The organism is Novosphingobium sp. ST904, from assembly GCF_001298105.1.
Taxonomy (GTDB): domain Bacteria; phylum Pseudomonadota; class Alphaproteobacteria; order Sphingomonadales; family Sphingomonadaceae; genus Novosphingobium.
Window position 1 is genome coordinate 20,060 of record NZ_LGJH01000146.1, and the last position, 21,974, is coordinate 42,033.

General features: G+C 61.3%; 23 protein-coding genes, 1 tRNA gene and 1 pseudogene. 17 read left to right on the plus strand and 8 right to left on the minus strand.

Annotated elements, in window-relative coordinates; genetic code table 11:
• Window positions 1-49 precede the first annotated feature (49 nt).
• From ADT71_RS14015 to ADT71_RS35735, 3 genes and pseudogenes are all read right to left on the minus strand, one after another.
• Entirely contained in the window at window positions 50-592 is a 543-nt protein-coding gene (locus ADT71_RS14015) for a hypothetical protein (protein WP_054437732.1), read from the minus strand.
• A gap of 193 nt (window positions 593-785) precedes the next feature.
• A complete protein-coding gene (locus ADT71_RS33670; protein WP_054437734.1) occupies window positions 786-1,865 on the minus strand; it encodes an AAA family ATPase in 1,080 nt (359 codons plus the stop codon).
• Window positions 1,866-1,941: 76 nt separating this feature from the next.
• Window positions 1,942-2,748, minus strand: a pseudogene (locus ADT71_RS35735) (CHC2 zinc finger domain-containing protein); the annotation flags it as partial.
• Here ADT71_RS35735 and ADT71_RS33680 point away from each other — a divergent pair.
• A complete protein-coding gene (locus ADT71_RS33680) occupies window positions 2,674-2,841 on the plus strand; it encodes a hypothetical protein (RefSeq protein ID WP_231635879.1) in 168 nt (55 codons plus the stop codon). The pseudogene ADT71_RS35735 and the gene ADT71_RS33680 overlap by 75 nt on opposite strands.
• A 66-nt stretch (window positions 2,842-2,907) precedes the next feature.
• On the opposite strand, the gene ADT71_RS32160 is transcribed toward ADT71_RS33680, so the two are convergent.
• From ADT71_RS32160 to ADT71_RS14040, 3 genes are read right to left on the minus strand one after another with little or no spacing between them, the layout of a single operon-like run.
• On the minus strand, window positions 2,908-3,564 hold the full coding sequence (locus ADT71_RS32160) for a hypothetical protein (RefSeq protein WP_054437738.1): 657 nt from the start codon (window positions 3,562-3,564) through the stop codon (window positions 2,908-2,910).
• 19 nt (window positions 3,565-3,583) lie between these two features.
• The gene (locus ADT71_RS14035; RefSeq protein ID WP_054437740.1) at window positions 3,584-4,387 is read right to left on the minus strand and encodes a hypothetical protein; all 804 of its coding nucleotides are present in this window, start codon (window positions 4,385-4,387) and stop codon (window positions 3,584-3,586) included.
• The gene (locus ADT71_RS14040; RefSeq protein WP_054437742.1) at window positions 4,384-4,596 is read right to left on the minus strand and encodes a hypothetical protein; all 213 of its coding nucleotides are present in this window, start codon (window positions 4,594-4,596) and stop codon (window positions 4,384-4,386) included. Before ADT71_RS14040 ends, ADT71_RS14035 begins: the two co-directional genes overlap by 4 nt.
• 61 nt (window positions 4,597-4,657) lie before the next feature.
• Between ADT71_RS14040 and ADT71_RS14045 the strand changes: the two genes are divergently transcribed.
• The 6 genes from ADT71_RS14045 to ADT71_RS31400 all read left to right on the plus strand — a co-directional run bounded on the left by ADT71_RS14045 (window position 4,658) and on the right by ADT71_RS31400 (window position 11,055).
• The gene (locus tag ADT71_RS14045; RefSeq protein ID WP_156336596.1) at window positions 4,658-5,419 is read left to right on the plus strand and encodes a S24 family peptidase; all 762 of its coding nucleotides are present in this window, start codon (window positions 4,658-4,660) and stop codon (window positions 5,417-5,419) included.
• A 361-nt stretch (window positions 5,420-5,780) separates the two neighbouring features.
• Window positions 5,781-6,230 (plus strand): DUF2924 domain-containing protein, encoded by a 450-nt coding sequence (locus ADT71_RS14050; protein ID WP_132469778.1) that lies wholly within the window; start codon window positions 5,781-5,783, stop codon window positions 6,228-6,230.
• Window positions 6,227-7,552, plus strand: coding sequence for a recombinase family protein (locus ADT71_RS14055; protein ID WP_054437747.1), 1,326 nt, complete (start codon window positions 6,227-6,229; stop codon window positions 7,550-7,552). Before ADT71_RS14050 ends, ADT71_RS14055 begins: the two co-directional genes overlap by 4 nt.
• Window positions 7,549-7,941 carry a hypothetical protein gene (locus ADT71_RS14060; protein ID WP_054437749.1) on the plus strand — a complete coding sequence of 131 codons (393 nt, stop codon included), beginning with the start codon at window positions 7,549-7,551 and terminating at the stop codon, window positions 7,939-7,941. Before ADT71_RS14055 ends, ADT71_RS14060 begins: the two co-directional genes overlap by 4 nt.
• Before the next feature lie 113 nt (window positions 7,942-8,054).
• The gene (locus ADT71_RS14065; protein WP_054437751.1) at window positions 8,055-10,031 is read left to right on the plus strand and encodes a P-loop NTPase fold protein; all 1,977 of its coding nucleotides are present in this window, start codon (window positions 8,055-8,057) and stop codon (window positions 10,029-10,031) included.
• A gap of 127 nt (window positions 10,032-10,158) precedes the next feature.
• Window positions 10,159-11,055 carry an SHOCT domain-containing protein gene (locus tag ADT71_RS31400; protein WP_132469777.1) on the plus strand — a complete coding sequence of 299 codons (897 nt, stop codon included), beginning with the start codon at window positions 10,159-10,161 and terminating at the stop codon, window positions 11,053-11,055.
• Between the two features lie 316 nt (window positions 11,056-11,371).
• Here the strand turns inward: ADT71_RS31400 and ADT71_RS14070 are convergent.
• A tRNA-Ser gene (locus tag ADT71_RS14070) sits at window positions 11,372-11,461 on the minus strand.
• Between the two features lie 166 nt (window positions 11,462-11,627).
• On the opposite strand from ADT71_RS14070, the gene ADT71_RS14075 reads away from it, so the two are divergent.
• The 10 genes from ADT71_RS14075 (at window position 11,628) to mazG (ending at window position 20,639) form a co-directional block, all read left to right on the plus strand.
• Window positions 11,628-12,680 (plus strand): lytic transglycosylase domain-containing protein, encoded by a 1,053-nt coding sequence (locus ADT71_RS14075; RefSeq protein ID WP_054437753.1) that lies wholly within the window; start codon window positions 11,628-11,630, stop codon window positions 12,678-12,680.
• Window positions 12,664-13,626, plus strand: a complete 963-nt coding sequence (locus ADT71_RS14080) for a septal ring lytic transglycosylase RlpA family protein (protein WP_054437755.1) — start codon at window positions 12,664-12,666, stop codon at window positions 13,624-13,626. Before ADT71_RS14075 ends, ADT71_RS14080 begins: the two co-directional genes overlap by 17 nt.
• A 61-nt stretch (window positions 13,627-13,687) precedes the next feature.
• The gene (locus tag ADT71_RS14085) at window positions 13,688-14,851 is read left to right on the plus strand and encodes a D-alanyl-D-alanine carboxypeptidase family protein (RefSeq protein ID WP_054437757.1); all 1,164 of its coding nucleotides are present in this window, start codon (window positions 13,688-13,690) and stop codon (window positions 14,849-14,851) included.
• Complete coding sequence (gene tmk / locus ADT71_RS14090; RefSeq protein WP_054437759.1) at window positions 14,848-15,486, plus strand: dTMP kinase; 639 nt, start codon at window positions 14,848-14,850, stop codon at window positions 15,484-15,486. The genes ADT71_RS14085 and tmk overlap by 4 nt, the downstream gene beginning before the upstream one ends.
• The gene (locus tag ADT71_RS14095; RefSeq protein WP_054437762.1) at window positions 15,483-16,457 is read left to right on the plus strand and encodes a DNA polymerase III subunit delta'; all 975 of its coding nucleotides are present in this window, start codon (window positions 15,483-15,485) and stop codon (window positions 16,455-16,457) included. The genes tmk and ADT71_RS14095 overlap by 4 nt, the downstream gene beginning before the upstream one ends.
• A gap of 31 nt (window positions 16,458-16,488) precedes the next feature.
• Window positions 16,489-18,048, plus strand: coding sequence for a methionine--tRNA ligase (gene metG, locus ADT71_RS14100; protein WP_054437764.1), 1,560 nt, complete (start codon window positions 16,489-16,491; stop codon window positions 18,046-18,048).
• Entirely contained in the window at window positions 18,048-18,824 is a 777-nt protein-coding gene (locus tag ADT71_RS14105; protein WP_054437766.1) for a TatD family hydrolase, read from the plus strand. The genes metG and ADT71_RS14105 overlap by 1 nt, the downstream gene beginning before the upstream one ends.
• A complete protein-coding gene (locus ADT71_RS14110) occupies window positions 18,821-19,600 on the plus strand; it encodes an MBL fold metallo-hydrolase (protein ID WP_054437769.1) in 780 nt (259 codons plus the stop codon). The genes ADT71_RS14105 and ADT71_RS14110 overlap by 4 nt, the downstream gene beginning before the upstream one ends.
• An 11-nt stretch (window positions 19,601-19,611) precedes the next feature.
• Window positions 19,612-19,782: a hypothetical protein gene (locus ADT71_RS14115; protein ID WP_231635880.1), complete on the plus strand. Its 171-nt coding sequence runs from the start codon at window positions 19,612-19,614 to the stop codon at window positions 19,780-19,782.
• Between the two features lie 68 nt (window positions 19,783-19,850).
• A complete protein-coding gene (gene mazG / locus ADT71_RS14120; RefSeq protein ID WP_054437831.1) occupies window positions 19,851-20,639 on the plus strand; it encodes a nucleoside triphosphate pyrophosphohydrolase in 789 nt (262 codons plus the stop codon).
• On the opposite strand, the gene hflX is transcribed toward mazG, so the two are convergent.
• Complete coding sequence (gene hflX, locus ADT71_RS14125) at window positions 20,616-21,956, minus strand: GTPase HflX (protein WP_054437772.1); 1,341 nt, start codon at window positions 21,954-21,956, stop codon at window positions 20,616-20,618. The genes mazG and hflX overlap by 24 nt on opposite strands.
• Window positions 21,957-21,974: the final 18 nt, after the last annotated feature.

Here is a 21,974-nt window from a genome sequence, read left to right on the forward strand (position 1 = left end):
ACCGTCGTCCGGTCATGGGGGGATGGGTTTCAGGACACGGGCGCCTCCATCAGAACGGGATGTCCGAGAGCTCATCGTCGAGCTCCTGGAGAGTTGTTTTGTTGGGCCGGACACTCACGACCTGCGCGCCGGGGAACGCGTCCTTGGCGGCAGCGAGGATCGGGTGGCAGCGAATGACATTGGCGATCTCGTCGAGCGCCCAGACCTGGGCCGACCGGCCATGTCGCTGGGCCCGGCCGGTGTCGCGCAGGTCCCGCACCAGGATGACGAGACCTTGCTCCGTCTCGAACTCCCACTGGTCGACCGGCAGCGGCTCGCCCTTCGCCTCGCGCGCCAGCTGATCGAGCTTGTCGTAGGCCCGCAGCATCGCCTCGCCGTGCTGGCGGACGAGCTTGAGGTTGAACTCCCAGACCGCGGCGTTGAACAGTTTATGCTGGGCGTGGAACCGCTCGGCCCACTCGATCGGTACCAGCATGGGCAAACGCCCGATGCCCCAGCGCTCGTCCATTTCACGACCGCGCTGGTCGACGCAGTTGATGATGACCTGCATGTCGCTGATTTGACCATGCCGGGTCGGTGGCGCGCCCTTCATGCGCCCCTCCTTTCGCTGTTGAGAATTGAGGCTGACGACGCGCCTGGGCGTTGTCGGAAGCTCTTAGGGGGTATGGGGGGGAAGCGACTGCGCGTTCCGACGGCTTCCGACCGCGCTTCCGCCGCCTTCCGACTGGCTTCCGACTGACGCAAAACCGTGCTTCCGACGGCTTCCGACAAAGTGATTTTGGGGCTCATCTGTCGGGCTCCAGGTACTTCACGACCCTCAGACCAGAGGCCTTGCCGTGGAACTTTCCGGCCTCGGTGACGAGGTAGCCGTGCTGCTGCCACTTGGTGATGGAGGTCTCCGCCTCGCGCTTGGAGACGCCGTATTGGTCTGAGATCAGGTCGACCGCGAACCGGCCCTTGCGCCGGGCATGGGGGAATGCCGACCAGGGCGAGCCCGCCCGCCAGGCCTCGTCGATCGCCTGGAAAATCTCGCGGATCTGGTGCCAGCTGAGGCGTTTCTCCTCGACCGGTGTTGCTCCGGTCCCGAGCACCGGCACCAGCGTCGACTGTTCCGCGCCAAGGCCCGTGGTGAGGTCGACCACCTTCATGGAGAAATGCAGGTCATCGAGCTCCTCGCCGTCCTTCTGCTTCTCGACCGACAGGACCGTGGTGGCCTCGTCCTTGGCGACCCGGATCGAGGTGTCGCAGCCGCCCAGCAGTACGGTCGAGCCGCGCATGCCGCGGTCGAGATCCTTGCCCGCGTGGTGGATGCCGATCACGGTGCCGTTGCAGTGCTGCTGGATGGCCGCGCAGCCGTCGATGAACATCGACATGGCCTCCTGGCTGTTCTCGTCTTCACCAGGGATCGAGCGCGACACCGTGTCGATCACGACCAGGCCGATCTCGAAATCCACCGCTGCCCGGACCTGGTCGATCGTCCGCTTCAGCTTCTCGAGGCTGGCCGGATCGAGCATGTGCACGGCGACCGGGAGCAGCCGGAACGGTGCATCAACGCCTGTGAGACCATGTTCCCGGCGCCAGCCCTTGATGCGCTGACCGATGCCGAATTTGCCTTCGCCGGCGATGTAGAGGACGCCGGTCCGCTTTGTGGGCTTGCCGTGCCAGTCGAGGCCGTAGGCAACCCGCAGGACCATATCGAGGGCGATGAAAGTCTTGTGCTCGCCCGGCCGACCATAGAGCAGGACCAGGCCGTTTGCCGGGACCAGCTCGTCGATCCGCCAGCTGGGCGGCGGCATGGTGTCGATCTCGTCGAGGCTGAGAGTCTCGAACACGTCCGGGCTGGTGACGGCCTCCGCCTCGAACATGGCCCGAGGCCTCGATGCCGGACACTGCGGCCATGTCGTTGAAGTCGGTGCCGAGGCTTGCGACCGGGAACGTGGGGAACAGTGCCGGGCAGCCCAGGATGCGGGCAGCGGTGATTGCAGCTTCGCGGCCGACGTTCTTCGCCTTGCCCCGGTCATCGTCGCCGGCAACGATCCAGGATGCGCCGGGATGGGCAGCAGCCAAGCGCTCTGCGACCTTGACGAGATTGCCGGCGTTGAACGCCACGACGACGGTGTGGCCGGTCGCTTCATGGAGCGTGGCGCCGGTGGCGAAGCCCTCGCACACCAATACCGGGCCGGTTGTCTCGCCAATCTTGCGGCCGATGACGAACAACCCGCTGGCGGTCGGCAGATCGGAGCAGAACAGCTTGTGTCCCTCAGCGTCGATCGATTGCAGCGATTGGATCTTGCCGTCCGGCCCATGAAGGGGAACGAGAATGTGGGCGCCATCGATGCGCGTGCCATTGGGCCTGATGCCCTTGGCCGTCAGGTAGGGATGGCTGGTGTAGGTTGGGTCCGCTGCAATCCAGCGTTCACGCGCCTGGCGCATCGCCACATCGCGCCGCTCCGCCTGTTCGGCCTCGAACCGTGCCTGGCGGGATTTGAGTTCGGCCACGCGATCAGCCGACATGACTGGGAATGTCCCGCCCGTCAGGCTCTCGGCAGCAGCCCGGATGTCGAGCCCCTCGATGTGCTGAAGGAAGTCGAAAATGTCGCCGTGCGCGGCGCAGCCATAGCAATGGTAGCGCTGATCCTGCGGATAGACGGTGAATGACGGCGTGCGCTCGTCATGGAATGGGCACAGGCCAACGAGCTGGTGGCCGCGGCGCTTGAGGACAACATGACGGCCGACAGCCTCGGCCAGCGGATACTGATCCTTGATGGCCTCGATATCGATACCGCCTGTTTCGATGCGACGCGCCATCGCTGCCGGACTCACTTTCCTGGATGTGTATAAGTTTGGGGGTAAGTCGGGGATGAGCGGTGGATGCCGGGCCAACGCAGCAGCCCGGCATTCATGAGATCAGAACAGCGGTGCCCCTGCCGGTGCGGGTGCGGGTGCGGGTGCCGATGCAGGTGCAGGTGCCACCGGGGGCGGCATGTGCGCGGCTGGCGCAGCGGCAACGGGCGGAAGAGTCGGCGTTACCGCAGCAGCAGCCGGCTGGTCGCCGTCACCAAGAGCCTCAGGCCGATCGGCCCAGCCGACGATCTCGAACTTCGGCTGGTAGTTGGTGCCGTGCTTGTTGGTGACCGGATGGACACCAACGCACCGAACGACCGGGAGCTTGCCGCTTGCCGCCTCGGGTGCCGCCACCCACAGATCATACAGTTTGTTCATCGCCTCGATCACGATGCCGGCCGTCGATGAAAACTCGCGTAGGCCCAGCAGGTTCTTCTCGGAGTAGAGGTCGAGCTGGAAGCCGCGTTTGAAGTCCTGGCCGGGGTTGGGCGCAGACTCCGAGAACGACGGGTCCATGACCTTTTCGGGCGCAACGCCGCTCGTGAACTTGAACCAGCCAGTCTGGAGGCCTGGCATGTCGAACACCGCCGTCATGTCCGTGACTTCGAACTGCGGTTCGTCCTTGCCATCGCGCTTGGTGTACCAGCGCCCGGCCTTGGCGTTGTACGAGACAAACACCTTGAAATCCCCGCCGCCAGACGGGGCTGTCATGAAACCCATGATCCTGTTTCCTCTTCTCTCAGTGAGCCGCGTTCAGGCAGGCGGCGTCGCCTTCGGGGGATGGTCCCCAGACCTCCTCGGCCGCTTGGCGTGCCGCAGGGTCGTTCCAGTAAAAGCTGTCGAGATCCGGCGAGAGCGAGCGGGTCAGTTCCGCGCCGTCGCCCGACAGCGACAGAAACCGCTCGATCGACTGCGCAATGCTGACCACCCTCGCGAGATGCGAACGGGGATCTTCCAGCCTGTAGACGCCCATCTTCTGGGGCGTGACGTAGGCGAAGCGGATCTCGGCATTGCCGTGGGCAGCATGGTAGATCGCACCCTGCCGGGCGTGCGGATCGGAGATCTTGGATGACAACCGCAGCTGGGTCTTGAGATCGACGATGATGCCGTGGTCCGGGAACCAGAAGTCGAGCCATCCGATGAACGGTACCGGCACGCCGGGAAGTTGAACCTCGATCCGGTGCTGGCGATTGCCATCGGCGGCTTCCGGCACACCGTATTGGCGCAGTTCGGCCAGGGCGACGGCGACCGCGGGCGCAATGGCTGCACGTTCCTTGTCGACCCCGGGATGGCCCGACAGTGCGGTCAGCTGGTTGAACCGCGTAATTGCCAGTTCCTGGCAGGCCTCAACCGGCGCGCTGGGATCGAACAGTCCCATCTCGACACCGGCCTCAATGGATGTGCCGCGGTGAGCAGCAGGGCCGACAGTTGATTTGCGGCCCATCAGCTTCTGCATCGCCCACATCGAGGGCTGCGCCACGAACAGGTTGATCGAGGACGCCGACAGATGATCGAGCCCATGGCGTTCAAACGCGCCGCTCACTTGGCGACCTTCTTCCGACGCGGGCTCGGCTGATAGGTGATCATGAAGGTGCGGACGCGCGCTTCGGTGTCAGGCCAGAGCCGGCGACCGGCCTTGAGCTGACGAATCAGCTTCCAGTCATTGACTGCGTGGCGGCCAAAGGCGCTCTCGCTGAGCTTATGGATCCGGAGGAATGCGTCGATATCGGAAAGGAGCGGGTGCGATGTCATCCCCCGATTATTACGGGACACATCCTACATTTCAATCCTCATCCCGCTTCACCAATGCATATTGCGGGAACTGTCCCGCAGTGCTAGGTGCAAGGCCATGACAGAGAAAGCTCTCTTCGACATCGTGCATCTGCGCACTGTCCTGGAAACGGCCACAGGCCCCGGGTCGAAGTGGAATGCGCGCTCGCTCTCGCTGGCGGCGTCTGCGGGGAAAAGCCCGCATCTGGTGCGAGACATCATCCGCGGCAAGAGTGCCAACCCGCAGCTGGAAACGGTGCTCGGCCTCGCCAAGGCGCTCGAGATGGACATTGCGCAACTGGTGCCATCGACCGCGACCCTGATGCCGCGCGTCGGCATGACCGGCGGCGTGGAGCAGCTTGAGGTCGTGGGTGCGGTGGCGGCCGGGGTCTGGCGCGAACAGACCGACTGGGCGGCGGAAGACCGCTATTCCATTGAGGTTGGGCCTAATCCTGTTGCGGGTGGCGAACGGTTCGCATTGCGGATGGAGGGTCACTCTATGGACAAGATCATCCCGCCAGGCTCCGACCTCGAATGCCTGCGGGTGTCCTATGGTTTTGTCGAACCTCAGCCGGGCGACATCGTGATCGTCCAGCGCGATCGGCACGACCTGCACGAGCTTACCTGCAAGCGGCTCGACCATGACGGGACAAATTTCATCCTGCGCGCGGAATCCACCCGCGCCGAGTTCCAGGAGCCGATCGTGATCGGCAATCCGGACGAGGATAATCATGACGACGAGGGCGTGAACATCATCGGGATCGTGCTGCGCTCGCACCAGAACCTGTTCCAGCGCCGACGCTAACGGTCCTGCATTTTGCGGGAAGCTGTATGCCCACCACGCGTTGACGTGGGATATATCCCAACTTATTCTCCCCTCAACCGATCAGGGGATGGATCCGCATAGGCGGCGTCCCGTGACGCCCAGCCTTTCATGCGGAAGCCTCTATGCAATCCTCGCTCTGTGGTCCGAACGCCACGCCGCCCCACGAACTGCCAGCCGATGCCCGGCTCTCCGAGTTGGGCCAGATCCTCGCCGCGGGGGTGCTGCGCATGCGCCAACAGTCCAGTTCTATATCTGGCGAGGAGGGAGATAGTTCACTCGCTATCCCGGCCGCCAAGAGCGTCAGTCGTCCCCGGGCAAAAGCCCGGATTGGAGGACGATAATGAAGGTCGAAGACAATGCGCAGGTGCTGGCCAGGCTGGCAGCCCTGAAGGACATGACGGTCAGGGAACTGAAGGCGGAATGGGCAAAGCTGTTCAGCAGCGAAGCGCCCAACAACAGTCGACCGTTCCTGGAACAGCGGCTGGCCTACCGCATCCAGGAGCTAACTTGGGGCGGCCCGTCCAAGCCGGTCAGGCAGTTGCTCGACGCGCTGGCCGATGAGGTCGAGGGCAAGAAGGTTAGGAAGTCGGTCATCGCCGACCCGCGCAACCCGGTGATCGGCACCCGGCTGGTGCGCGAGTGGGACGGCGCCGAGCATGTCGTCACGGTGCTGAAGGATGGGTTCGACTGGCAGGGCCGCCGGTACAAGTCGCTGTCGGCCATTGCCCGCACGATTACCGGCACCCAGTGGAACGGTTACCGCTTCTTCGGTCTGCGGGGGATCGCATGAGGGATAGCGCTGCACCCGTGCGCCGCCTGCGCTGCGCCATCTACACCCGCAAAAGCTCCGAAGAGGGGTTGGACATGGAGTTCAACAGCCTCGATGCCCAGCGCGAGTCCTGCGAGGCCTATATTGCCAGCCAGCGCGCCGAAGGCTGGGTCTGCATGCGCGAACGCTATGATGATGGCGGTTTCTCGGGCGGCACGCTTGATCGTCCGGGGCTGAAAACCCTGCTCGAGGATATCGAGGCCGGACTGGTCGACGTGATCGTCGTCTACAAGATCGACCGCCTCTCACGGTCGCTGATGGACTTCGCCAAGCTGGTCGAGGCGTTCGACCGCAACAACGTGACGTTCGTGTCGGTGACGCAGGCGTTCAACACCACGACTTCGATGGGCCGGCTGACACTGAACATCCTGCTGTCATTCGCCCAATTCGAACGCGAGGTCACCGGCGAACGCATCCGTGACAAGTTCGCTGCCAGCCGCGCGAAAGGCATGTGGATGGGCGGCTTCGTGCCGATGGGTTACAATGTTGTCGATCGCAAGCTGGTCATCAACGAGGCCGAAGCCGCCACGATCCGGCATCTATTCAAGCGGTTCGTGACGCTGGGATCGGCAACGCTGCTGACCCGGGAACTGGTCGCTCAGGGCGTGCTCACCAAGCGTGGCAAGCCGATCGACAAGGGGTTCCTCTACAAGCTGTTCCGCAACCGGCTCTATCTCGGCGAGGCGGTGCACAAAGGCACCAGCTATCCCGGCGAGCACGAGGCCATCATCGACCAGCCGCTGTGGGATCAGGTGCACGCCATATTGAAGGAAAGCCCGCGCCAGCGCGCGGCGAACACCCGGGCGCAGGTGCCTGCCCTTCTGAAAGGTCTGATCTTCACGGATCGCGGCATCGCCATGACGCCGACGGTGACGAAAAAGGGCAGCCGGCACTACCGCTACTACACCTCGATGGATGCGATCCGGAACCGGGCTTGCGAAGGTCGTGAGGCATTTGTCCGGCTGAACGCCGGGGTGGTCGAGGGTGCGGTCGTCCAGCAAATCCGCAAGCTGGTGCGCACACCGGAAATCGCGGCCAAGGTCGCGGTGGTCCTGCAGGACTGCGCTTCCGTGTCGAACGACAATGACGTGGTCGCCGCGCTGTCGGACTTCGACAGTCTCTGGGCCTCGCTGTTTCCGGCCGAGCAGGCCCGCATTGCCCGCCTGCTGATCGACCGGGTCATCGTTAGCCAGCAGGGTCTGACCGTGGACCTGCGCACCGATGGGCTGAGTTCGGTCGTCCGAGACATGTTGGCCCCGCGTCCGAAGGAGAAAGCGGCATGAGCAACACACCCGCGACCTTGACCGTGTTCATTCCGCTGACTGTCCGCAAACGCAACGGCCGGCCGAAGATCATGCCGCCTACGGAAATGATGCCAGCCAATGACGGTGGGGTGGATCCGCATGTTCTGATAGCAATCGCCAAGGCGTGGAGTTGGCGGCGGAAGCTCGACAGCGGGGAAGCGGCCACGCTGGCGGACATTGCCAAGGCAGAAGATGTGACAGCTGCCTATGCCGGGCGGGTCATGAAGTTGGCCTATCTCGCGCCGGTGGTGCTGGAAAAACTGCTGATCGTACGCGTGCCGCCTGCCGTTTCCGTGAAGGATCTGGCAGCGGTGACCGTGTTGCCGTGGACCGAGCAAACATCGGTAGTGTTTGAACGGCATTGCTGAATTGCGTTCCGCTCAGGCGCTTGAAACATGAACCGATGACCCGGTAAGCTGGCCCATTACTCGTTAAAATTAGCCGGTCGTCCGAAGATGCCGGCATTTCGACAAGGAGAGCAATGTCGCCGGCGAGCCAGCTCTTCCCGGCCACCTCAGCAGTTTCGGGTCCAGAGCCTCGCTTGCTGTTATTCGTGCCGAATGGCATGTCATTGGGGATGACAATCTCAGTTGAACAATCGAACGCGGCCGCTCTGGCCTATCTTGAGGAATATTGCTCTCCCGAACGGAAACTTGATTTCGCGGTCATGCTCGATGGCCCATGGGGATCGGGCAAAACGTTCTTCGTCAAAGAATTCCTTAAGTCCCGACCTAAGCACCTATACGTCAGTCTCTATGGCATTTCAGACGTTCGGCAGATCGATGAAGAATTCTACCGCCAGCTGCACCCAGTTCTTTCATCCAGAGGGATGCGTGTGTTGGGTGCTGTTGGCAAAGCCGTACTCAAAGGGACGCTCAAATTTGACTTCGATGGTGACGATAAGGACGACGGCAGCATCAATGCCAGCCTACCTGAGATCGATTTGGCTGCAGGATTGTCCGACCCCCGTGAGCGGCTACTGATTTTTGATGATCTTGAGCGATGTTCGCTGCCAGTCAGCCAGGTACTCGGGTATATCAACGCTTTCGTGGAACATGATGGCTTAAAAGCCATAATTGTCGCTAATGAAACGGAAATTCTTAACAAGAAGGACGAGCGTTACGCCGAGATAAAAGAAAAGCTGATCGGACAAACACTTCGTATTAGCGCTACTGTAGAAGCGGCCTATGACACCTTTCTAGAAAATATCACAAACATTCAGGTTAAAGCATTTCTGCGCCATAACCGAGAAAAGGTCATTGGCATTCATAAACAATCGGAAACGAATAACCTTCGACTCCTTAAACAGGCTTTGTGGGATTATGAGCGCATGGCTGCTCACCTGCCGGAAAACCATTGGCTGAAAGAAGATGCCATGCTGGCGCTTATGTCGGTGGTCTTGGCCCTCTCGATCGAGCATCGCGCGGGCCGCCTGCTGGAGGCGAAGCAAATCGAAAAATTAATTAGTGGCGGCCTCCTGCGTGCGATGCAGCGTCGTGAAAGCGAGCAGAAGAGCGTCGAAGACCAGGTCGATGACCGCTATCCCCAGATTAACTTCGAGGATTCAGTCTTGGGGTCACAAGTGATCATCGACGTGGTTCTAAACGGGCGGGTTGAACCTAAGGTCATAGCGGCTGCCTTGGCGACATCGCGCCATTTCGCGAATCCTGAGGCTTTGCCTCTTTGGCAACGAGCCTGGGATCTCTTTGAGGCGACGGACGACGAGGCTCAGCATGTTGTGGTCGAGTTTAAGAAGGCGTTCGACGAGCGGCAGTTTACCGAGCCGGGCGTGATATTTCACGCTTTCGGGATTTTGCTGCGATACGCCAGGGTACAACTCTTGTCACTCACACCGGATGAGGCGCTGGCCGAATGTAAGGCGTATGTTGATGATCTGGTTACGCACAGCCGCATATCCGTAGCGGACGACGAGCCATCCCTCTTCGATTTTGGCGGCAGTTTTAACCACCACGCGTTCATGGAACGGGAGACCCCAGAGTTCGAGGAAGCCGTCGATCATTATGAGGCCGCAGCGACTCAGATTGCACAGAGTCGGTTTCCCGACAAAGCGCGCAACCTGTTAGATTCATTGGCTGCAGGTTCGGACGATTTTGTGCTGGATCTGTGTCCGAACAATGTCCGTGCAAGCAGGTACTACGACAAGCCCGTCCTCGCATCGATTCCTCCGGACGAGTTTGTTGGCCGCATTCTCCAGCTTCGCCCGGGGCTGCAGCGCCGGGCGACAGAGACGTTAAAGACGCGCCATCAATTCGCATCCTCTGATGAACTGCTGTCATCTGAGAAAGGATGGCTTCAGGAAGTACGCGACTTGCTGAAGGCGGAGGCGACCAAGGCCCTGCCGCTCACACGAGAGCGACTCAACTATATGGTTGAAAGCCACTTAGATCCGGTCTTGGTGCGATGGAAGCGCGCCGAGGGTAAATCTAGCGTCGAATGACTCTGACGCCGAGCGGTGCAAGAAAAGAACATGTGATGCCGAGAGTATTGCGCTGAACGTCTTGGATCATGATGGGATTTTGGCAACGAGGTGGTATTTTTATTTCTATGGGGGTGGTTATCTCAAAATGAATAATATTGACAATCTAGAACGATTAAATCGGTTGCGAGAAAGTGGCGCACTGACAGAAGAAGAGTTTCATCAGGAAAAGATAAAGCTTATCTCTGGAAAATCGCAAAAAAACCCAAAACAAAATTTGAAAATTGCGCTGATAGTCGGAACTATAATTGCTGGTGTTACGGCGCTATCCACATTCCTTTTGCAAAATAAAGGGGAAAAAGAAGAAATTTTGAAGCCGCAAGTAGCAGTTATAGGTCATCCTACAGGAGAATCTATTAATGATGCGCCTGCAGCAAATGACGAATCGATTGTCGAGACGGCTGAACCCGCACCCTTGGCCTTCGCCACATCAACGGAGGTACTCGGACTCAATCCAGGCTACCTTGAGAAGCGGCTGGGCGTGCCAAAGGAAAAGAAAGCTTCGTACATTGTTTTCGAAGTTGGCGGATGCACGATTTCGTATGGGATCGATAAAGGCTCTGTCACCAAGTTTGACGTTGATGTCAGTCAGAATTGCCAACCTACCATTCAAGGCGTGAAGGTAACCCCTCAGACGACGTACGGTCAGGTTTTCGGTAGGGAGACATGGGGGAAATATCTTGCATCTTGCCTATATGGTTGCGGGAATGCGGCAGATCCGATTGTCTACCTCACATATCCCGGTTCACGCGCGACAGGTTTTGTTAGCGTCAATTTCGCAACGGATTACGACCAAGTCAGCAGCGCTCTCGATCTTTGGGAGAAAGCGGTTCGCAGACAGCGCGGGCTTGGTGAGTTTGAGACGCCAGATGATTATGAGGCTTTCTCGTGCGTTTCCGAACCTCCCGCAGAGGTTTTAGCGCTTCTTCGCAAGGCCAGAGTTCGAAGCGTTAGCCTCGATCAGGAGGTGCCGCGCTTGTGCTGAAAATGGAAGGTCAGCACGCCACGGCAGCCCAGATGCCTACCTCCAAGATTCCTCGGGTTCTCTGATCACATCGCTTGGTCGGCATTGCGACCAAAAGGTATTGGTTCGGCGACAGGCGATACCCTTGGAAAATCGTTATTTTCGTTGCCTATACCCCTTGCCACGAGGTTTAGGTGAAAAGAGACAAAAGCCGGTCAGAGACCGATTTGGGCGGTTTCGGCAGTCTCTGAGGTTCGGTCGCAATCAGCAAAACGGCGCGGAAGCTGGGGATTTTCTGGCCCCAGAAGGCCCATCTCGTTGATTTGCATTGAGATGTTGGCGGACAGGGTGGGATTCGAACCCACGGTGAGCTTGCACCCACGGCGGTTTTCAAGACCGCTGCCTTAAACCACTCGGCCACCTGTCCGCACGGATTGAGCGCATAGAGAAAACAGCGCGGCTTGCAAGGGGTATGCTTGTTGTCCCACAACGATTGCGGATTGGGACGGATGGCAGTTGGCTTGCGATGACTGTCCACGGCCATGACGCTCAAGGCATTTGCAAGTCAGCCGCATTGTGCGAGATTTGCCGGGATGACTGTTTCTTCGAAGCTTCGTTCCCTGCGTCTCCCTTTCCTTGCAGCTGCCCTTGCCGCCATGCCGATGGCCTCGGTTCTCGAGGCGCAGCCAGTGGTTCAGAGCGTGGGAGGGCAGAGCTTCGACAGCTATTTGCAAGCGGTGGGCGCGCGGGCGCGCCGGGAGGGCGTTTCCGAGGCGACCATTTCGCGGGTGCTCACCGGGCTCACGCCGAACCAGCGAGTGGTCGAACTGGATTCGGCGCAGCCAAGCCGCGCGACAACGCCTCCGCCGGTTGCTCCCTATATTGCCCAGCACGTCGGGCCGAGCATCATTGCTCGTGGACGTGCGCGTTATGCAGACCTTTCCGGCATCGTTCCCTCGATAGAGCGTAGATATGGCGTTCCTGCGCCCATACTGTTCGCGATCTGGGGGCATGAGACGAACTACGGCAGCTATGTCGGCGATTTCGACCTGGCGCGCTCACTCGCGACACTGGCCTGGGAAGGGCGCCGTCGGGCGCTGTTCGAGGGCGAGCTTGTGGCGCTGCTCAAGATGGTGGATCAGGGCGTTCCCACTTACCGTCTCAAGGGAAGCTGGGCAGGGGCCTTCGGCTACCCCCAGTTCCTGCCGAGCGTGTACCTGCGGCTGGCTGTCGATGGTGACGGCAATGGAACCCGCGATATCTTCACCAGCCCGGCAGACACTATCGCGTCGATCGCAAATTATTTTCGCGATGCAGGATGGCGTGCGGGGCAGCCATGGGGCGTTCGCGTATCGGTGCCTTCCGGGCTCAATGTCGATAGTTACGCCAGCAAGCTTGCAGCGCCGAGCTGCGACCGTGTCCACGCCCGTCATTCCCAGTGGAAGACCGTTTCGGAATGGCGGGCTCTCGGCGTGACACCGCAGCGAGCGATTGCCGACAACGTGCTGACATCGCTGTTCCAGCCTGACGGGCCGGGCACGCCAGCCTATCTGTTAACCGGGAATTATCGGGTCATCCTTCAGTACAACTGCTCGAACTACTACGCACTGTCCGTGGGGTTGCTTGCAGATGAGATTGCCCGTTAACCATGCGCTGCCACTTGCGGCGCTGATTCTATCGATTGCCGCTCCGGCGTTTGGCAAGGACCGTGCTTCCGTCCTGCCTGCAAGCGGGCCTGCCGGCGACTATCCGGTCGTCCTCGGCGATCCGTTCACCATTGGCGGGACGACGTGGACGCCGACTGACCAGCTCAACTACGATGCCGTGGGAATGGCTTCCGTGGGCCAAGGCAGCGGAGTGACCGCCGCTCACAAGACCTTGCCGTTGCCGGCTTATGTCGAAGTCACCGCACTGGGAACCGGTCGTACGATCCTGGTCCGGCTGGAGCGGCGGGGGCCCATGGTGAACGATGCACTCATCGAACTTTCGCCGGAAGCAGCGGCGCAGCTCGGCATCGCGGGCGGTGCCCATGCACCTGTTCGCGTGCGACGCGTCAATCCTCCCGAAGTGGAGCGGGCCATGCTGCGAAGCGGCGGCAAGGCGCCCGAGCGGATGGAAACGCCGGAAGGCTTGCTCAAGGTCTTGCGGCGCAAGCTCGAAAGCCAGTCGCCGTTGCTGCCGCCGCCGTCCACACCCCCTACGATGCCGAAGGGGCCGGCAGTCCAACCCGCTGCCACGCCGGAAATTCATTCGCAAAAAGCGAATCCCGGCCCCGTCGCGGTAGCGGTGCCGCCGAAGGTTGAGAAAAAATCTCCCGCCACGCAGCAACCCCAGGAAACAGCAGCGCATGTGCCTGCCAAACCTGCGCCATCGGTTGTAAAATATGGCTCGCAAGTTGTTCAGATTGGCGCATTTTCTGTTGAAGAAAATGCTCGCAAGGCAGCGCGTCCTCTTGGTGCAAGCGTGAGCAGGGCGGGCAAGTTCTGGCGTGTGCAGATGGGGCCCTTCGCAAACAGTGCACAAGCCGCCGCAGCGCTGGAGAAGGCCCGGGCGGCAGGGTATAGCGACGCACGAATCCAGCGCGCGAATTGATTTCGGGTCGTTTCGCGCAGGCCAACGCGTCCGTTCCGGATGCGCGGGGAGAAGTCGCGCCTTGAAGTCCTTCCTGAAGTTTGCCCTCCTGCTTGCGGTCCCCGCGAGCGTCATCGCAGCAAGTGCGGCAGGAGCAGCCATTCCCACTCCGCCGCCGGAACTCGCGCCGATCCCGGTAAGCATCCTGGTAGACATTGGTTCAGGGCAGGTTCTTGTCCAGCGCCGCCCCGACGTGCCGTTCCTGCCTGCCTCCGTTACCAAGGTGATGACCGCTTTCGTCGCGTTCGAGGAAATCGATGCAGGCCGGCTCAGCCTTGATCGGCAAATGTCGGTTCGGCCTGAAACGGCGCGGGAATGGTTCGCAAAGGGTACGTCCATGTACCTGACGGAAAAGGATCATCCTACCGTTCGCGATCTGCTCCACGGCGTGATGACGGCATCGTCGAACGACGGCGCCGTGGTGCTGGCGCAGGGGTATGCGGGAAGCGTGCCGGCATGGACTGCGATGATGAACGATGCCGCGCGCCGGATCGGCATGACCGGCAGCCACTACAACACGCCGAATGGCTGGATGGATGACGGCCACACATACATCACCGCCAGCGACATGGTGAAGCTGGCGGACGCCATGATCACGCGCCATCCGCAACTTTACCATGAGTTTTCAGGTGTTAAGCACTACTTCTGGCGCGACGTTGCCATGCGCAGCCATGACCCGACGGTTGGCGTGGTTCCAGGCGCGGACGGGATCAAGACCGGCTACACGCGTGAAGCAGGCTACAACTTCCTCGGCACCGCCGAACGAGATGGTCGCCGTCTCGTCATGATGTTGGCCGCTTCGCCAAAGCCCAAGGTGCGCGACGATGCCGCCAAGGCGCTGCTGGAGTGGGGCTTCTCGGCATGGGAAGCGCGCCATCTGTTCGATCAGGGGCAACCCGTGGCGCAAGCCAGCGTGCAGGGCGGTGCAGCCCGCGAGGTGCCGCTGGTCGCCAATCGCGAAGTCCACGCCACCCTGCCTCGAGGCGGGCACGAGAAAGTCTCGCTTGCGGTGCATTACAAGGGGCCGCTGGTGGCGCCGATCCGCAAGGGCGACCAGGTCGGCGAACTGGAAATCAAGGTTGAAGGTCTGGCGCCGGGGCATATCCCCTTGTTCGCCGGAAAGGATGTTGGCGTGGCCGGTCCTCTGGACAGGCTGATGAACGGGATTATCAGCTTCTTCTCATGAGCCGGGGAAAATTCATCGCGCTGGAAGGCGGGGAGGGGGCGGGGAAATCGACCCAGTCGCGCCTGCTCGCCGAGGCATTGCGCGCACGAGGACTGGACGTCGTGACCACTCGCGAGCCCGGGGGAACCGGAGGAGCGGAAGCGATCCGCGAGCTTTTGCTCCATGGCGATGGTGATGGCTGGGGAGCCCGCGCCGAGGCGCTGCTGTTCGCCGCTGCGCGTTCGGATCACGTCGAGAAGCTGATCCGGCCCGCTCTCGATCGCGGGGCCTGGGTCGTCTGCGATCGTTTTCTCGATTCAAGCCGAGCCTATCAGGGCGGCGGCGGCGGTCTCTCGGATGGTGACATTCGCACGCTTCATGCCATCGGCAGTGAAGGAATGCTCCCGGATCTGACCGTGCTGATCGAAGTGTCTCCCTCCGTCGCGGCCAAGCGGCTCGCCTTGCGCGACGTTGACGGAACCGATCGGATCGGCGGCCGCGAGGCGACCTACCACGCCCGGGTGGCGCAGGCATTCGCGCGGTTCGCGGAAGGCGAACCTGCACGTTTCGCACGGATCGACGGGGACGGGACACCCGAGGAAACGCGGGACCGTGTACTCGCCGCGCTGACCGGCCTGATGGGCGAAGGCACATGAGCGAGGAACTCCCGTTCGTCGGCCAGCACGCCGCGTGGCAAGAATGGCTGGCCGCGATCGATTCCGGGCGCATGCACCATGGTTGGCTGCTGGCTGGCGGCAAGGGCCTGGGCAAGCGCGGTTTCGCGCGGGTGGCCGCGGCCGAACTGGTACGATTGCCCGGCGCGCCGAGGCCCGACCCGGACACCCATCCGGACATTCACATCCTCGAGCATCTTCCCGCCAACGACGACGAGGCGAAGAAGAAGGCTGAGGGCAAGCCTTACCAGACCAAGCGCAATATCTCGGTCGACCAGGTGCGCGAAATGATCCGACGCCTTGCGACGAAGCCAACGCTGGGCGATCGCCGCGCCATCATCATCGATCCGGCCGACGATATGGAGAAGAGCGCGGTCAACGCACTGCTGAAAGCGCTTGAGGAGCCCCCTACGGGAACCTACTTCCTGCTGCTGGCCCATCAGCCGGGGCGCCTGCTGCCCACTATCCGCTCGCGCTGCCGGGTCTTGCGCTTCGCCGCTTTGAACGAGCAGGAACTCGATGAAGTCCTTCGCCGGGATGCGCCTCATTCCGATGCAGAGACGCGGCGTGCCGCAGTGGCGGCATCGCATGGGTCGCCGGGCATCGCCATCAGCTTCGTCGAACATGATCTTGGCCCCATTCACCGCCTGATGATGCAGATCCTGCGAGAAGGTGATGCAGATTATCATTTGCGCGGCAGCCTTTCCGAAGAGATGGGTGCTCGCCCGGCACGGGATCGCCAACTGGCCACGCTGGAACTGGCGCGAACGGCGCTCGCCAACGAACTGGCCGGCGCATCGCCCGCGCGCCAGATGCGGCTGATCGAGGCACATGGCACCCTGACACGCCTGTCTACGCAGGCGCCGACCTACAATTTCGACGCGGGCCTCCTGATAATGGAAATTGGCGGGTTGCTGGCTTCGGCCGCTATGCCTAGAGAGACGGCTCGCTAAGACACTCCTGGAAAAGAAAGCGCGACGCCGCATGGGCGAGCCCTATTATATAACGACAGCGATCAGCTACCCCAACGGCAAGCCGCATATCGGCCATGCCTACGAGGCGATCGCCGCCGACGTCATTGCCCGTTTCAAGAAAGCCGAAGGCTTCGATGTCCGGTTCCAGACCGGCACGGACGAGCACGGCCTGAAGATGGCGCAAAAGGCACGCGATCTGGACACGACACCTGCGGATCTGGCAACGGAAATGTCAGGTCATTTCCGTGAGATGTGCGATGTCTTGAATGTCGGTTATGATGTTTTCATCCGTACGACGGAGCCACGCCATCACGCCGCGACGCAGGAACTGTGGCGCCGGATGGAGGCCAATGGCGACCTCTATCTCGATCGGTACGAGGGTTGGTACTCCGTCCGCGACGAAGCCTATTACGACGAAGGCGAACTGGTCGCAGGCGAAGGTGGGGAAAAGCTGTCCCCGCAGGGAACGCCGGTAGAGTGGACGGTCGAGGAATCGTGGTTCTTCCGCCTGTCTAAATATCAGGACAAGCTGCTCGAACTCTACAATTCGACCGACTTCATCCGTCCCGAGACGCGCAAGAACGAAATCCTGCGTTTCGTCGAGGGCGGCCTTCGCGACCTTTCGGTTTCCCGCACCAGTTTCGACTGGGGCATCAAGGTGCCCGGCAGCGAAAATCACGTGATGTACGTCTGGGTCGATGCGCTCACCAACTACATCACCGGCCTTGGCTTCCCCGAAGAAACGAGCGAATTCGCCAGGTTCTGGCCTGCCGACGTTCACCTCATCGGCAAGGACATCGTCCGTTTCCACACCGTCTACTGGCCGGCCTTCCTGATGAGCGCCGGGCTGGAACTTCCCAAGCAGGTGTTCGGCCACGGCTTCCTGCTCAACCGGGGGCAGAAGGAATCGAAGTCACTCGGCAATGTTACCGACCCGATCGGTCTGGCCGAGACATATGGCGTCGACACGCTCCGCTATTTCTTCCTGCGCGAAGTGGCATTCGGTCAGGACGGATCGTGGTCCGCCGAAGCCATCGTGACGCGGGCCAATGCCGAACTCGCAAACAGTTTCGGCAATCTTGCCCAGCGCAGTCTTTCCATGATTTTCAAGAACATGGATGGAGAACTTAAGGGCGATCTTCCAAAGGCCGAAGCTGATCTGGCCCTGCTTTCGGCCGTTGCCGAAGGCATTGCCGGCCTGCGCACGGCGTTCGACGAACTGTCGTTCAGCGAGGGCCTCGAGGCATGGATGCGCGCCGTCTTCGCCTGCAACCAGTATGTCGATGAACAGGCTCCGTGGACCCTGCGCAAGACCGATCCCGCGCGCATGGAAGCAGTGCTGATGATGCTGTTCCAGGTCGTTCGCGACCTCGCTATCGCGGTTCGTCCCGTGGTTCCCACTTCCATCGACAAGTTGCTGGACCAGATGGGCCAGCCTGCCGAAGCGCGCAGTTTCGCGGCTCTCGCCGACGATGGCTGGTTCGCGGCTCTCGCCGCCAGCGGTTTCAAGGTCGACAAGCCGGTCGGCGTTTTCCCGCGCCTTGAACTGCCGGACGAAGCCGCCGCGTGATGCTCATCGATTCGCATTGCCACCTCGAATACGAAGGTCTCGTTGAGGACCAGACAGGTGTTCTCGACCGGGCCCGCGCGGCGGGCATTCGCGGATTTCTGAACATCTCGACGCGCCGCAGCGAATGGGAGAGGGTGGTCGCCACTGCTGCTCGTGAACCCGATGTATGGGCCTCGGTCGGTATTCATCCGCATGAGGCGGATCAGCATGCCGACCTTGGCGAGGCCGCGCTTCTCGAAGCGACCCGGCATCCCAAGGTCATCGGCATCGGCGAAACCGGTCTCGACTATTATTACGACAAGTCCGACCGTGAGGTGCAACAGGCCTTGTTCCGCACGCATATCACGGTGGCCCGCGAAACCGGGCTGCCGCTGATCATTCACACGCGGGACGCCGAAGCGGACACGTTCCATATCCTTGAGGACGAGATGGGGAAGGGGGCGTTCCCGGCCCTGATCCACTGTTTCACCGCCAGCGCCGATTTCGGCCGCAAGGTGCTGGATCTGGGACTGACGATTTCGATTTCCGGCATTGTGACATTCAAGAATGCCAAGGACTTGCAGGAGGTTGTTGCCACCATTCCGGAGGATCGCCTGCTGGTCGAAACGGATTCGCCGTTCCTTGCGCCGGTGCCACATAGGGGCAGGCGCTGCGAGCCGGCATTCACGGCCGATACGGCGCGTTTCGTAGCCGATCTGCGCGGCGTTTCCGTGGAGGAACTCGGCGAAGCGACGACGCGCAACTTCTTTTCGCTGTTCACGAAGGCCGCAGCGTGAAGGTTACCATTCTCGGCAGCGGCACTTCGACCGGTGTTCCTCGCCTTGGCGGCGAATTCGGCGCCGACTGGGGCCTGTGCGATCCCGACGAACCCAGGAATCGACGGACCCGCGTTTCCATCCTTCTGGAAAGCGATGCCGGCGCCAGGATCCTGGTGGACACCTCCACGGATCTGCGCGCGCAGCTTCTTCAGAACGAAATCCACCGCATCGACGCCGTGTTCTGGACGCACGACCATGCGGACCATTGCCACGGCATCGATGATTTGCGCCCGCTTCGCTACGGCCGCGCAGGCCCGATCCCCGGCTTTGCGAACTCCGAGACCGTCAGGCGGCTGCGCCAGCGTTTCGGATATGTCTTCGCCGGGCAGTTCGGTTATCCGACACTGATTTCGCTGGATAATCTCGACACTCTGAGGCTCTGCGAAGGGTTTCGCGTGGATCATGCGCAAATGCCGCACGGTCCTGCGGAATCGACCGCGTTTCGGTTTGATTGTGACGGAAAATCAGTCTGTTACATGACGGACTTCAGTGAAATTACCCGCGACATGATCGACTTGTGCTACGGCGCCGATCTTCTCGTGGTCGACTGCCTGCGCCGCGAACCGCATCCGACGCACGCACATCTTGGCATGGCACTGGAGCTCGCGGAAGTCTGCCGGGTCGGACAAGCGGTGTTGACCCATCTCGACAAGAGCATGGATTATGCGACACTAAGCGCCGAAGTGCCCGAGAATGTTCGGGTTGCCTATGACGGAATGGTGATCGAGCCGTGAACCAGACAGGAATGATCGTCGGCATCATCGCGGTGATCGGGGCGCTCATTCTCGTTACGAGCAATTCCCGTTTCCGATCCTTGCCTAAGAGCAGGATGCTCAAGATGGCGTTGATCTGGGCCGTGATCATCATCGGGCTTGTCCTGCTGATCCAGGTGACGGGCTTCAGGATAAAGCCGTGACACCGCGCTCAGCGGTGCATGGTTTAACATAATCTCTATTATCAATCTTGCATATGCGCTCGGGGAACATGACAGAAACTCGCCATCAGCAGCTTGACCGGCTCCTCTCGATCATGGCGCGGCTTCGCGATCCCGTTTCCGGTTGCGAATGGGATGTCGCGCAGAGTTTTGAAACCATCGCGCCCTATACCATCGAGGAAGCCTACGAGGTTGCCGATGCCATTGCCCGGCAGGACCTGACCGATCTGCGTGATGAACTGGGCGATCTGCTGCTTCAGGTCGTTTTCCATGCCCGCATGGCCGAGGAAGACGGGCATTTTGCTTTCGGCGATGTGGCCGCCGCGATCTCCGACAAGCTCGAAGCCCGTCACCCGCATATCTTTGCCGACGATGCCACGGGAGATGCCCAGACGGAGCGTTGGGAAAAGCTGAAGGCGAAAGAGCGCAAGGACAAGGGTGAAACCAGCGCTGTCGATGGCGTGGCGATATCGCTTCCCGCGCTCATGCGTGCCGAAAAGTTGCAGAAGCGAGCTGCGCGGGTCGGCTTCGACTGGCCCGACCCAAGCGGCGCGGCCGACAAGGTGCATGAGGAAATGGCGGAACTGGCGGAAGCCTCACCGGCCGAGAAACTTGAAGAAGCCGGCGACCTGTTGTTCGCCGCTGTCAATCTGGTGCGGCTCAACGGCATCGCTCCGGAAGATGCCTTGCGCGCAGCCAACGCCAAGTTCGAGCGTCGGTTCCGGGCGATGGAAGCGTTCGCCCATCGGGACGGCTTCCTGTTCGACAAGCTCTCGCTCGACGAACAGGAAGCCTATTGGCAGGCGGTAAAGGCTTCAGAGCGCGCTGAAACGGCCTAGTTCCCGTTCGGCAAGGCGGACCTGGAGGCGGAGCATCGGACCTTCAGGCCCCTCACCCGCGTCTTCTTCGGCCACTACTTCGCCCCGTGCATGTAGGAATGCGAGCCGCTGGCCATCGGCCGCCGGCAGCACGAAGCTGTAAAGCTTGGCGTCAGCCGTCAGCGTCCTGCCGACAGTTTCGAGCAGGAAATCGCAGCCCATGCCGGTAAGCGCGGACAGCGGAACGATGGTCTCGTCCGAACGCTGGGCCATCGCTTCGCGCAGTTCCTGGGCATGCGTGGCCTCAAGCAGGTCCCACTTGTTCCAGACTTCGATGATCGGGATCGCGGGCGCGGCCTCCTCACCCTCTTCGACCTGCCCTTCCCCGGTCGCCACGCCGAGATCGGCCAGAACTTCCAGCACCTGGCGCTTCTGCGATTCTGTATCCGGGTTGGCGATGTCGCGAACGTGGAGAATGATGTCGGCCGCGTTCACTTCTTCCAGCGTTGCGCGGAAGGCCGCGACGAGCTGGGTGGGAAGGTCGGAAATGAAGCCCACCGTGTCCGACAGGATCGCCTTCTCGACAGCCGGTAGACGGATCGCCCGCATTGTCGGGTCTAGCGTGGCGAACAGCAAGTCCTGCGCCATCACGCCCGCGCCCGTCAGGTAATTGAACAGCGTGGATTTGCCCGCATTGGTATAGCCCACCAGCGCAACGACCGGCCATGGTGCTTTTTCGCGGCGATCGCGGTGAAGGCCGCGGGTGCGGCGCACCTGCTCCAGCTCGCGCCGGATGCGGGCCATGCGATCGCGGATCATGCGGCGGTCGGCCTCGATCTGCGTTTCGCCCGGACCGCCCAGGAAGCCGAAGCCACCGCGCTGGCGTTCGAGGTGGGTCCAGCTGCGTACGAGACGGCCTGCCTGATAGTCCAGGTGAGCCAGTTCGACCTGGAGACGGCCTTCCGCCGTCGCCGCACGCTCGCCGAAGATTTCGAGGATCAGGCCGGTACGGTCGATGACCTTGCGCTTGAACTTCTCTTCGAGATTGCGCTGCTGGATCGCCGAAAGAGAGCCATCGACGATGATGAGCTCCGCTTCGTGCAGTTCACAGGCAACTGCGATGTTCTGGATCTGCCCCTCGCCGAACAGCGTTCCGGCGCGCGGTTCCCGGATGGGTATGGCCATGGCATCCGCCACGATCAACCCGATCGCCAGGGCGAGGCCCTTGGCCTCTTCGAGACGCGCTTCGGGATCTAGATCCCCTCTGCCGCGCATCTGCGGATAAACGACGAGGGCACGCGCACCGCGCGTGACCTCGCCCTTGAGTTCTTCGTTCAAATCAGTTCAGCTTCCGCA

Excerpts from the sequence above, each read along its gene's own strand:
- ADT71_RS14060 (WP_054437749.1), top strand. The coding sequence starts at position 7,549 with ATGAGCAACACACCCGCGACCTTGACCGTGTTCATTCCGCTGACTGTC.
- ADT71_RS14115 (WP_231635880.1), top strand. The coding sequence starts at position 19,612 with ATGATCGTCGGCATCATCGCGGTGATCGGGGCGCTCATTCTCGTTACG.
- ADT71_RS14040 (WP_054437742.1), bottom strand. The coding sequence starts at position 4,596 with ATGACATCGCACCCGCTCCTTTCCGATATCGACGCATTCCTCCGGATC.
- ADT71_RS14105 (WP_054437766.1), top strand. The coding sequence starts at position 18,048 with ATGCTCATCGATTCGCATTGCCACCTCGAATACGAAGGTCTCGTTGAG.
- ADT71_RS14055 (WP_054437747.1), top strand. The coding sequence starts at position 6,227 with ATGAGGGATAGCGCTGCACCCGTGCGCCGCCTGCGCTGCGCCATCTAC.
- metG (WP_054437764.1), top strand. The coding sequence starts at position 16,489 with ATGGGCGAGCCCTATTATATAACGACAGCGATCAGCTACCCCAACGGC.
- ADT71_RS14075 (WP_054437753.1), top strand. The coding sequence starts at position 11,628 with ATGACTGTTTCTTCGAAGCTTCGTTCCCTGCGTCTCCCTTTCCTTGCA.
- ADT71_RS33670 (WP_054437734.1), bottom strand. The coding sequence starts at position 1,865 with ATGTTCGAGGCGGAGGCCGTCACCAGCCCGGACGTGTTCGAGACTCTC.
- ADT71_RS14080 (WP_054437755.1), top strand. The coding sequence starts at position 12,664 with ATGAGATTGCCCGTTAACCATGCGCTGCCACTTGCGGCGCTGATTCTA.
- ADT71_RS14065 (WP_054437751.1), top strand. The coding sequence starts at position 8,055 with ATGTCGCCGGCGAGCCAGCTCTTCCCGGCCACCTCAGCAGTTTCGGGT.
- ADT71_RS14050 (WP_132469778.1), top strand. The coding sequence starts at position 5,781 with ATGAAGGTCGAAGACAATGCGCAGGTGCTGGCCAGGCTGGCAGCCCTG.
- ADT71_RS14095 (WP_054437762.1), top strand. The coding sequence starts at position 15,483 with ATGAGCGAGGAACTCCCGTTCGTCGGCCAGCACGCCGCGTGGCAAGAA.
- ADT71_RS32160 (WP_054437738.1), bottom strand. The coding sequence starts at position 3,564 with ATGGGTTTCATGACAGCCCCGTCTGGCGGCGGGGATTTCAAGGTGTTT.
- ADT71_RS33680 (WP_231635879.1), top strand. The coding sequence starts at position 2,674 with ATGGAATGGGCACAGGCCAACGAGCTGGTGGCCGCGGCGCTTGAGGAC.
- ADT71_RS14015 (WP_054437732.1), bottom strand. The coding sequence starts at position 592 with ATGAAGGGCGCGCCACCGACCCGGCATGGTCAAATCAGCGACATGCAG.
- tmk (WP_054437759.1), top strand. The coding sequence starts at position 14,848 with ATGAGCCGGGGAAAATTCATCGCGCTGGAAGGCGGGGAGGGGGCGGGG.
- mazG (WP_054437831.1), top strand. The coding sequence starts at position 19,851 with ATGACAGAAACTCGCCATCAGCAGCTTGACCGGCTCCTCTCGATCATG.
- ADT71_RS31400 (WP_132469777.1), top strand. The coding sequence starts at position 10,159 with ATGAATAATATTGACAATCTAGAACGATTAAATCGGTTGCGAGAAAGT.